Source organism: Saccharomonospora iraqiensis subsp. paurometabolica YIM 90007, from assembly GCF_000231035.2.
Taxonomy (GTDB): domain Bacteria; phylum Actinomycetota; class Actinomycetes; order Mycobacteriales; family Pseudonocardiaceae; genus Saccharomonospora; species Saccharomonospora paurometabolica.
Map to the genome: position 1 here is coordinate 79,744 of NZ_KI912258.1, position 9,683 is coordinate 89,426.

The window sequence follows — 9,683 nt, forward strand, 5'->3', positions numbered from 1 at the left end:
ACACGGCGGTCCCGGACGCGGACGCACTGTCCGGGTCCGTGTCGGAGCGGCCGTCCGGAGCGGCCGGCACACCACTGGTACCGGGCCCCGGGACGCAGGCGCGGCCCCAGCACGGGGCCGCCCCGGAGGCGGCCGAACACGACTCCGGGCAGGAGCTGGAGTCGGCGGTCGAGTCGGCCACGGAGTTCCTGGCCGAGTTCGAGAACAAGATGGCGCAGACCACGGAGATGAGCCAGGAGGACGTCGCCCAGCTGCGGGCGGCGATCGCCGAGGACCCGGAGAAGGGCAGGGAGATCGCCGGCCTGGACACCCGCGCCGACCCGTCCGAGGTCCCGGACCTGAACCTGGACGACCCGCAGCTCTCCGAGCGGGACCGTGCGCTGCTCCGGGAACTCCACGCCGAACTGGCCGAGCGCGAACGCGCCGAAGCGGCCAGAACCCGCACCAACGGCGTCCAACACCGCTGGTCCGAGTGAGATCCTGCGCACCCTCCGTGGTGCCGTGAAGGCCCCCTTCCCTGCGTGGGACGCCGCGAAGGGGGCCTTCACGGCACCCGGCGCAGGGAGGGGGTCCTTCACGGGCACCCCGGACGTGCCGAGGGTGGTCAGCCGGGTGGGGGATCGTTAGGGTTCCCGGCGTGATGGAGTTCGAGGTGCCGTTGCGGTCGGTGCTTCCCGGAGGTGCCGGGCAGTCGGGTGCCGGGTTCCCGCCCGCGCCGGAGGTGCCGGCCGAGCCGCGGGACTCCGCGACCGTGGCACTGATCCGCGACGGCGCGGACGGCGGGCCGGAGGTGTTCCTCCAGCGCCGGGTCCGGGGGATGGCCTTCGCCGGGGGGATGACGGTGTTCCCCGGCGGCGGGGTGGATCCCCGGGACGCGGACGCCTCGGTGGACTGGGTGGGCCCGTCCGTGCGGGAGTGGGCGCGTTGGTTCGACTGCCCGGAGCCGCTCGCCCGGGCACTGGTGTGCGCCGCCGTGCGGGAGACGTTCGAGGAGTCCGGCGTGCTCCTGGCGGGCACCGCGTCCGCCACGGTCACCGACACCGCCCGCTACACCGACGCCCGGCGTGCGCTCGTGGCGCGGGAGCTGTCCCTGGCTGCCTTCCTCGCCGGGGAGGGGCTGGCGGTCCGGGCCGATCTCCTGCGGCCGTGGGGCAACTGGGTGACCCCCGAACAGGAGCCGCGCCGGTACGACACCCGGTTCTTCGTGGCCGCACTGCCGGAGGGCCAGAACGCCGACGGCGCCACCACCGAGGCCGACGTCTCCGGCTGGCAGCGACCCGCCGAGGCGCTCGCCGACGCGGAGGCGGGCCGCTGTGCCCTGCTGCCGCCCACCTGGTGCACACTCGCCGAGCTGGGTGCGTGCGGCACGGTCGCCGAGGCGCTGACCACCGGAAGACAGATCCGCAAGATCACTCCGCGGTTGACCGTGCGGGGGGACACCGTCCGTGTGGAGGTGCCGTGACACATCCCGCGTACCGCGTGCTGCGCGAGGTGAGTCCCGCCGCCTCGGTGCTGCTGCAGGACAACCCGTCCCATATGACGCTGGAGGGGACCAACACCTGGGTGCTGCGTGCGCCCGGTTCCCCGGGCTGTGTCGTGGTGGACCCCGGGCACGCCCACGACGAGCACCTGACCGAGCTCGACCGGCTCGCCGGGCAGGTGCCGGTGGAACTGGTCGTGCTCACCCACCACCACCCGGACCACGCCGAGGCCGCGCCGTCGCTGGCCGACCGGGTGGGTGCCCCCGTCCGGGCCTTCGACCCGGACCTGTGCCGGGGCGGTGACCCGCTCACCCACGACGACGTCGTCCGGGCCGCGGGGCTGGACCTGCGGGTGCTGCACACCCCCGGGCACACCGCCGACTCGGTGACCCTGCGCTTCGACCACGGGAACCGCGCCCACGCCCTCACCGGCGACACGGTGCTCGGACGGGGCACCACGATCCTGTCCGACCTCGGGGACTACCTCGAATCCCTGCGTGCGCTGCGCACACTCCCGCCGGGCACGCTCGGCCTGCCCGGGCACGGACCCGAACTGCCGGACCTGACCGCGACGGTGCGGGAGTACTCCGAGCACCGCGAGCAGCGGCTCGACCAGGTCCGGCAGGCGCTGCGCAGGCTCGGGCCCCGGGCCACGGCCCGGGAGGTGGTCCGGGAGGTCTACGCCGACGTCGACCCGGCGTTGTGGGGCGCGGCGGAGGCCAGCGTGCGCGCGCAGCTCGACTACCTGCACCGCGCGACGGGTCGTTAGTCGGTGTGCTCCGGGGACGCCGCCCCGGCCGACATCGTGGTGGATGTCGTGGTGGACGTCGCGGTGGCATCGGGCGGCCGGATGGTGCCGCGCAGCGCCCACACGGCCGCGGCGACGGCGAACGCACATCCCGCCGCGGCCAGGAACGCCGCGCCGGGGCCGTCGGCCTCGACCAGCCTGCCACCCGCACCCTGGCCGACGGCGAGTCCGAGGGTGACGGCCGTGAGCACCCAGCCGAAGGCCTCGGCGGCGGTGCCCTCCGGGGCGACGATCTCGATCGCCATGGAGTGCGCCGTCGACTGGGGTGTGATCAGTGCCCCCGCCACGAGCATCGCCGCCGCCAGTCCCCACAGTGAGGACGGCACGGCGAGCAGGGCCGCGCTCCCCGCGAACAGCGCGAGCAGCACGGGCAGCCGTAGCCGCATCGTCGCGGGCCACGGCCCGGTGCTGTAGAGGACGCCGAAGCCGACCGAGCTCACCGACCAGACCGACAACAGCACGCCGCCGACCGCGACGTGCCCGGCCAGGGTCGCGGCGGCGGGGACGGCGACCTCCACGAACCCGATCACCGTCCCGAACCCGAGCGCGGCCAGTGCCACGGTGCGCATGCCGGGCCCGGCCAACGCGCCCAGCAGCGGACCGCGGGGTCCGGTGGCCGGTGCCCAGGCCCGCACCGGTCGGCTCAGCGCGAACGCGACCGAACCGGCGACCAGGAAGCCACCGCCCACGACGAGTCCCGTCCCCGGCCACGGCGCGGTGACCAGCACACCCGCGAGTCCGGGGCCGAGGATGAAGAAGACCTCCATGCTGATCGCCTCGTAGGCGTAGGCGGCGTCCCGCGCGGGACCGGCCGGGAGCAGCCTGCCCCACAGTGCGCGGGAGGCGGAGCCGGTCATCGGTTCGGTGACCCCGATCCCGAAGGCCGCGGCGATCAGGACGGCCGCCGCGCTCCCCGCTTCGATCGCCCCGATGAGCAGGGCGAGCAGCGCGGAGAACAGGGCGGAGGCGACCAGCAGCGGCCGGGTCGGGCCGAACCGGTCGATGAGCCGTCCCTGGGCCACCGACCCGATCGAGACCCCGACGAGAGTGCCCGCCGAGACGAGGCCGGCGACCGCGAAGTCGTGCGTGCGTTGCTGCACGTACAACAGGGCCGACAGCCCGATCATCGCGATCGGCAACCGCGCGAGCGCGGAGGCGGCCACCGGACCACGCGCCTCGGGTGTGCTCAGGGCCACCCGGTAGTCGGACAGGGTCGTCCGTCCGTGGGCCGATGTCTGGGACATGCGTACCAGTATGCTGGAGGTGGTACGGAAGTACCACTTCAGCCCGGGGGTGGTGCGCCGGACTCGGGGGGTTGAACCGGACAAATTTCGCCCGATCGAGGTGTAAGGACACCTTCCGTCGGGTAGTCACATAACGGACCGATAACGGTGCCCGAACTTCGGGCATCCCAGCCGCGTCCCGGGCGTCTATAGGGGTGAAAGTTCTTGAGGCGACCGGTACGGGTCGTGCGACCCTGGTTCCGGTCCGATCGGCAGCGGTACCCCGGACACCGGGGACGCCGGAACGTCCACCGTACAACCACGGTGCGACGGACAACCAGACGAAGCGGTGCGCCGCCACGGACGGTGGCGCCGCGTGAGACTCCCTCCGGGTTTCGGGTCGGGGCCTAGACCGGAGGGCGGGGAGCGCGGGCGGTCGGGGGACGGTCCGCGCGAACGGACAAGGGGCCGGACAGTGTCACGTCGGGGGTGGCACCCGGCCCCTTGTTCGTGTGTCCGGGATGCCCGGTCCGATTGCCTTCCCGCGACAAGCCTTCCCGCGACCAGAGGTCGCCGCCCGGCGGGACGTCGCTGTACGACGAGTCCGGGGCGTGTGCGGAGGCACCCACGACCCGTGTGCAGTCGCGTGTCGGAGAATCTCGCACGTCGCGTCGGGGACGTGCGTCGAGCACGGACAGCGTCCGCGCCTACCCGGTGACCGCCCGGGGTCGACACTGACCCGGGGCGTGTTCCGGCGGGTGCGCCCGGGTCAGCGGGCCCGGCGGGCCAGTCGCTCCGGGTCCAGGATCAGCACACTCTTGCCTTCCAGTCGCAGCCACCCGCGGTGGGCGAAGTCGGCCAGTGCCTTGTTCACCGTCTCCCGCGACGCGCCGACGTACTGGGCGATCTCCTCCTGCGTCAGGTCGTGGGTGACCCGCAGCAGGCCCGCCTCCTGACTGCCGAACCGCTGCGCGAGCTGCAGCAGCGCCCTGGCCACCCGGCCGGGGACGTCGGTGAAGATCAGTTCGGCGACCATGTTGTTCGTGCGGCGCAGCCTGCGGGCCACCACACGCAGCAGCTGCTCGGCGATCTCCGGCCGAGTCGAGATCCACTGCCGCAGGGCGGGACGGTCCATCGTGACCGAGCTGACCTCGGTCACCGTCGTGGCGGTCGACGTGCGCGGACCGGGGTCGAAGATCGACAGCTCGCCGAACATGTCCGACGGTCCCATGATCTGGAACAGGTTCTCGCGGCCGTCCGCGGACTTGCGGCCGATCTTCACCTTGCCCGACTTGATGATGTAGAGCTTGTCCCCGGGCTCGCCCTCGTTGAAGATGACGTGGCCCCGGGGAAACTCCGTTGTCTCCAAGGTCTGCGCGAGCGCCTCGGCCGCCGCCGGTTCCACACCCTGGAAGATGCCCGCGCGGGCCAGGGTCTCGTCCACCTCGTGCCTCCTTCGGGTAGCGACCATCCGTCCCCCGGGTGGAGGAGGATGACGCCGATCACTACATGCAGTGTAGGGCGTGCCCTCGAGATCGCTCCCCGCTCGGGCCGCTCGCGCGAGTGCGGACCAGGGGGTATCCTGGCCCTCGCGAACGCAGCGCGTACACCCGGACACGCACTGTCCCCCTCGGTCGAATTCGCACGTCCGAGGGGCCGACGGAGGGATCCCGTCCGACAGGCAAGCCTAACGCCGCATTCCCCGACCCCTGCCCTTGGCCGTCTTCCCGGCGAGACGACGCAGCCGGAAAAGTTCGAGCGCGCGGCCGATGCCGTGCCCGTACAGTGCCCTGACCTCGTCGGGCCGGGCCTGTTCGAGAAACTCCTCCACGTCCTCACCGCGCACCGAGACGTGCCGGAGATGGTTCTCGACACGTTCCATGAACAGGGCGAAGCCCATCACCACGATCGGCACGAGGATCACGAACCAGACGGTCATATCACTCCCGGTCACTCGCTCACGCCCGGCTCGGTCGTCGTTGCCACGTCCGGTGTTGGCCCGACGTCAGCGACGCACGTGTGGTCGACTCCCCGGACGGCGCACGTAGGCTAGCGGGGTGTCGTCGTCGGTCGGTCAGGGCCCCCGGAGGGGGCGCACGTTCGCTGAAGAGAGCCGGTTGTCGTTGGTCAGACGCGCGCGGCGTATGAAGCGTTGCCTCGACACCGCCTACCCAAACGCCCACTGCGAGCTGGATTTCGGCACACCGCTGGAGCTGCTGGTCGCGGTCATCCTCTCGGCGCAGACCACCGACGAACGGGTCAACCAGGTCACGCCTGCGCTGTTCGCCCGCTACCCCACGGCGGCCGACTACGCCGGGGCCGACCGGGTGGAGCTGGCGGAGCTGATCCGGCCGACCGGCTTCTACCGGAACAAGTCGTCGTCGCTGATGAAGCTCGGCGCGGCGCTCCTGGAGCGGCACGACGGTGCCGTCCCCGGATCGCTCGACGCGCTGGTGAAGCTGCCCGGGGTGGGGCGCAAGACCGCCAACGTGGTGCTCGGTGAGGCGTTCGCGGTGCCGGGCATCACCGTCGACACCCACTTCGGCAGGCTGGTGCGGCGCTGGCGCTGGACCGTCGCCGACGACCCCGTGAAGGTCGAACACGAGGTCGGCGACCTCTTCCCGCGCAAGGAGTGGACCATGCTGTCGCACCGGGTGATCTTTCACGGCAGGCGGGTGTGTCACTCGCGCAGACCCGCCTGCGGTGCCTGCCCGCTGGCCCGCGACTGCCCGTCCTACGGGACCGGTCCGACGGAGTTCGACGCGGCGGCGAAGCTGGTCCGGGGGCCGGAACGGGACCACCTGCTCGGGCTGGTGACGGGGTCGTGACCAGGGCGACGAAGTGGGCGCTGGCGGCGGGCATCCTCGCCCTGGCTCTGCTCGTGGCGTTATTGCCGCGCCTCGGGGTCGACCCGGCGCAAGGGCCGGGGGCGGGAGCGGACCGTGACGACGACGGACTGGCCGAGGCGCGGGCCCGGGCCGATCTGGCCCGGTGTCCGTCGGGCGGTGCGCCGGAGCCCTCCGGCACGGACGATCCCGACGATGCCGCCGGCGCGGGCGGCGCCGCGGAGGTGCCCGCGCTGGACGGGGTGCGGGTGACCTGCCTCGGTGACGGTGCCCCGGTGGCGATGGACGCCGCGACGGGGGGAGAGGTCACACTGATCAACGTGTGGGCGACCTGGTGTGAACCCTGCCGGGAGGAGCTGCCCCTGCTGCAGGGGTACGCCGCCCGGCCCGACGCGGCCAGGGTGCTGCTGGTGCAGGTGCAGAGCTCGCAGGTCGACGGACTCGACCTGCTGGACGAACTCGGGGTGCGGTTGCCGAGCGTGCACGACGGCGAGGGGATGCGGGGTCCGGTCCGCGACGCCCTGGACGTCCCGCCGATGCTGCCCGCGTCGTACGTCGTCGGCGCCGACGGCGACGTGGAGTTCGTGACGGAACCCCGGCTGTTCACCTCCCTCGAACAGGTCTCCGGTGTGGTGGAGCGACTGCGATGAACGGACCGCTGGTGCACCCGGCCGACGCGCCCGCGTGGCTGCGCGGCCTCGTCGAGGTCAGCGGCTCGGTGGACACCACGACCTTCACCCGGCTCACCGTGCCGCGCGCCGCCGACGCCCGTCCCGCCGCGGTCCTGGTACTCCTCGGCTCCGGTGGCCACGGCACCGGAAACATCGGGGGCATCGCGAGCCCCGACGGGCACCGTGCCGACGAGCACGGCGCCGAGGACAACCGCGCCGACGGGCACCGCGCCGACGAGCACGACCCCGACGTGCTGCTGCTGCGTCGGGCCGACACCCTCGGTGCCCACGCCGGGCAGGTGGCCTTCCCCGGTGGCGGTGCGGAGGACGTCGACGCCGGACCGGTCGACACCGCCCTGCGGGAGGCGCGCGAGGAGACGGGGGTCGACCCGTCCGGGGTCCGTCCGGTGGCGTTGCTGCCGGAGTTGTACGTTCCCGTGTCCGGGTTCGCCGTGACGCCCGTGCTCGCGCACTGGCACCGTCCGTCGCCGGTGCACCCGGTCGATTACCGTGAGACGGCCGCCGTGGCACGGGTCCCGGTGACCGAGCTCGCCGATCCCGCCAACCGGTTTCAGGTGCGCAAGCCCGGCGGCGGCTGGTACGGACCGGCGTTCGAGGTCGGTGGCCTGTTCGTGTGGGGGTTCACCGCGGGCCTGCTGTCGGTGCTGCTGGAGCTCGGCGGATGGGCCCGGGAGTGGGACACCACGGACGTGCGGGACCTCGACGTGGCGCTGGCCGCGTACGACGCGCGGGTCGGGCCCGGGCGGGCGGAGTGGGCCCGCTCGGGCGAGTAGCGACGAGGGAGAGACGTGAACTGGGTCGACCTACTGGTGATTCTCCTGGCTCTGCTCGCGGCCGTGTCCGGAGCGAGGCAGGGGGTCCTCATCGCGCTGCCCGCCTTTCTCGGCGTCCTCGGCGGGGCCGTGCTCGGGATCCGGCTGGCCCCGCCGCTCGTGGAGATGTTCACCAATCCCGGGCTGCGGGTCGCACTGGCAGTGGGCGTGGTGATCCTGCTCGTCGCCATCGGCGAGACGCTCGGGGTCTGGCTCGGCCACAAACTGAAGCGGCGGGTGTCGTCGTCGGCCGGGTCGGGCCTGGACAGCGGGCTGGGCGCGGTCGTGCAGGGCCTGGTCGTCTTCGTCGTGGCCTGGCTGATCGCCCTGCCGCTGACCAGCGTGGCGGCGATGCCGGGACTGTCCCGGGCGGTCAACGACTCCTCCGTGCTGGGCGGGGTGAACACCGTGATGCCGGAGGCGGCCCAGGGCCTCCCCGGTGAACTGCGGACGCTGCTCGACGAGTCGGACTTCCCGTCGATCGTGGCGCCGTTCCAGAACACCCCGGTGCGCCGGATCGAGCCTCCCGACCCGGAGCTCCAGGGCAGTGACGTGGTCCGCGCGTTGCGGCCGAGCGTGCTCAAGGTGCGCGGGATCGCGCCCGCGTGTTCCCGTTCGCTGGAGGGCACCGGGTTGGTCGTCGCGCCCGAGCGGGTGATGACCAACGCCCACGTCGTCGCGGGCACGGACGAGGTCGCCGTCGAGACCCCGGACGGCAGGCGGGACGGCCGGGTCGTCTACTACGACCCGGACACCGACGTGGCCGTCCTGGCGGTGCCGGGACTGACCGCGCAGCCCCTCTCCCTGGTCGACGAGGCCCCGTCCGCGGGCGACGACGCGATCGCGCTCGGCTACCCCCTGGACGGGCCGTACACGGCCACCCCGGCCCGCATCCGGGAACGGATCGACCTGCGCGGCCCGGACATCTACGGCTCCGAGACCGTGCGCCGGGACGTCTACACCGTCCGGGGCGAGGTGCGCAGCGGCAACTCCGGTGGGCCGCTCGTCGACCCGACGGGCGAGGTGGTCGGTGTCGTGTTCGGCGCCTCGGTGGAGAACCCGGAGACCGGCTTCGCCCTCACCGCCGACGAGGTCCGTCGCGAGGTGGAGCGTGCCGGTGCCTTCGGCGCGGAGGTCGAGACCGGGGCGTGTACGTCCTGAGCGTCGCTGAGCCGGGTCAGTCCCGGTCCCGGTCCCGGAGGAAACCAAGCAGTGCCGCCGTGGTGGCCTCCGGCGCCTCCAGGTGCGGGAAGTGACCGATCCCGGTGAGCCGTGCGAACCGGGAACCGGGCCCGTGCCAGGGCGCCGACCGCTCGGCGGTGTCGGGCAGTACGCACCCGTCCACGGTGCCGTGGATCTGGAGGACGGACAGTCCGGTGGGCGTGTCCACGGCCGCCGCGAACCGGCCGCCGTCGGGACGGAACTGGGACCGGAAGGCCCAGCGGTAGTACTCCAGCGCGCTGTGCGCCACCCCGGGCACGCGCAGCGCGTGGCGCAGTCGCCGGACGGTGTCCGGGAAGTCGCGGTCGGCGGGCCACGCGGGCCCGGACCAGGCGCGCACGAGGCGTTCCAGTTCGGCGGCGTCCTCGGCCACCAGTCTGCGTTCGGGTGCGACCGGGACCTGGAACCGGAACAGGTGGCGCATCGCCGCGGCCTGGCCCGCGACCGGTCCGGGGGCGGCGGACAGGATCCGCGGCAGTCCACGCCGGACGGCGGAGCGCAGGGCCACCGGGTGTGCCCCGCCGACCACCCCCACCGACCCGGCGACCCGGGGGTGCAGGCTCGCCGCCGACCACGCGAGCAGACCGCCCCAGGCGTGCC

10 protein-coding genes and 1 pseudogene are annotated in these 9,683 nt (G+C 73.3%); 7 read left to right on the plus strand and 4 right to left on the minus strand.

Annotated features, from left to right (window positions below):
- From SACPADRAFT_RS34165 to SACPADRAFT_RS0219620, 3 genes and pseudogenes are all read left to right on the plus strand, one after another.
- Positions 1 to 476: pseudogene (locus SACPADRAFT_RS34165) on the plus strand (hypothetical protein); the annotation flags it as partial.
- 164 nt (positions 477 to 640) lie between these two features.
- Positions 641 to 1,462 (plus strand): NUDIX hydrolase, encoded by an 822-nt coding sequence (locus tag SACPADRAFT_RS0219615; protein ID WP_233357233.1) that lies wholly within the window; start codon positions 641 to 643, stop codon positions 1,460 to 1,462.
- Entirely contained in the window at positions 1,459 to 2,250 is a 792-nt protein-coding gene (locus tag SACPADRAFT_RS0219620) for an MBL fold metallo-hydrolase (RefSeq protein ID WP_007025213.1), read from the plus strand. The genes SACPADRAFT_RS0219615 and SACPADRAFT_RS0219620 overlap by 4 nt, the downstream gene beginning before the upstream one ends.
- On the opposite strand, the gene SACPADRAFT_RS0219625 is transcribed toward SACPADRAFT_RS0219620, so the two are convergent.
- The 3 genes from SACPADRAFT_RS0219625 to SACPADRAFT_RS0219635 all read right to left on the minus strand — a co-directional run bounded on the left by SACPADRAFT_RS0219625 (position 2,247) and on the right by SACPADRAFT_RS0219635 (position 5,451).
- The gene (locus SACPADRAFT_RS0219625) at positions 2,247 to 3,533 is read right to left on the minus strand and encodes an MFS transporter (protein WP_007025212.1); all 1,287 of its coding nucleotides are present in this window, start codon (positions 3,531 to 3,533) and stop codon (positions 2,247 to 2,249) included. The genes SACPADRAFT_RS0219620 and SACPADRAFT_RS0219625 overlap by 4 nt on opposite strands.
- A 748-nt stretch (positions 3,534 to 4,281) precedes the next feature.
- Positions 4,282 to 4,956, minus strand: coding sequence for a Crp/Fnr family transcriptional regulator (locus SACPADRAFT_RS0219630; RefSeq protein ID WP_007025211.1), 675 nt, complete (start codon positions 4,954 to 4,956; stop codon positions 4,282 to 4,284).
- A 243-nt stretch (positions 4,957 to 5,199) separates the two neighbouring features.
- On the minus strand, positions 5,200 to 5,451 hold the full coding sequence (locus SACPADRAFT_RS0219635) for a hypothetical protein (RefSeq protein ID WP_007025210.1): 252 nt from the start codon (positions 5,449 to 5,451) through the stop codon (positions 5,200 to 5,202).
- 118 nt (positions 5,452 to 5,569) lie between these two features.
- Between SACPADRAFT_RS0219635 and nth the strand changes: the two genes are divergently transcribed.
- Genes nth through SACPADRAFT_RS0219655 form a run of 4 tightly spaced genes read left to right on the plus strand, consistent with a single transcriptional unit; the run spans position 5,570 to position 9,023 of the window.
- A complete protein-coding gene (gene nth / locus SACPADRAFT_RS0219640; RefSeq protein WP_407690031.1) occupies positions 5,570 to 6,340 on the plus strand; it encodes an endonuclease III in 771 nt (256 codons plus the stop codon).
- Positions 6,337 to 7,008 (plus strand): TlpA family protein disulfide reductase, encoded by a 672-nt coding sequence (locus SACPADRAFT_RS0219645; RefSeq protein WP_007025208.1) that lies wholly within the window; start codon positions 6,337 to 6,339, stop codon positions 7,006 to 7,008. Before nth ends, SACPADRAFT_RS0219645 begins: the two co-directional genes overlap by 4 nt.
- Positions 7,005 to 7,823 (plus strand): NUDIX hydrolase, encoded by an 819-nt coding sequence (locus SACPADRAFT_RS0219650; protein ID WP_007025207.1) that lies wholly within the window; start codon positions 7,005 to 7,007, stop codon positions 7,821 to 7,823. Before SACPADRAFT_RS0219645 ends, SACPADRAFT_RS0219650 begins: the two co-directional genes overlap by 4 nt.
- A 15-nt stretch (positions 7,824 to 7,838) precedes the next feature.
- On the plus strand, positions 7,839 to 9,023 hold the full coding sequence (locus tag SACPADRAFT_RS0219655; RefSeq protein WP_007025206.1) for a MarP family serine protease: 1,185 nt from the start codon (positions 7,839 to 7,841) through the stop codon (positions 9,021 to 9,023).
- Between the two features lie 16 nt (positions 9,024 to 9,039).
- Here SACPADRAFT_RS0219655 and SACPADRAFT_RS28850 read toward each other — a convergent pair.
- On the minus strand, positions 9,040 to 9,683 hold a 644-nt coding region (locus SACPADRAFT_RS28850; RefSeq protein ID WP_007025205.1), incomplete at its 5' end, for an alpha/beta fold hydrolase.